The sequence below is a fragment of the Pseudoalteromonas sp. 20-92 genome, from assembly GCF_030847595.1.
Taxonomy (GTDB): domain Bacteria; phylum Pseudomonadota; class Gammaproteobacteria; order Enterobacterales; family Alteromonadaceae; genus Pseudoalteromonas; species Pseudoalteromonas fuliginea.
In genome coordinates, this window is record NZ_JANJGQ010000136.1 from 1 (window position 1) to 203 (window position 203).

At 42.9% G+C, this 203-nt stretch carries 1 protein-coding gene; it reads left to right on the top strand.

Features of this window, described 5'->3' with window-relative positions; genetic code table 11:
- The coding region (locus tag NRL14_RS21055; RefSeq protein WP_306725537.1) for a transposase at positions 1-203 on the top strand (203 nt) is incomplete at both ends.

Below are 203 nucleotides of genomic sequence, written 5' to 3' on the forward strand. Positions count from 1 at the left end.
CAGCTTGTAGTAGACCAAGGTTATACGCAAGAAGACGCAGCAAAAGCGATGGGGGTGGGTAAATCAACCGTAAGTAAATGGGTTACTCAATTAAAGCTAGAACGCAATGGTCAGTCACCATCAGCGTCACCAATGACGCCCGAACAAATTGAAATCCGCGAACTTAAAAAGCAAATCCAACGCATTGAATTAGAAAAGGATAT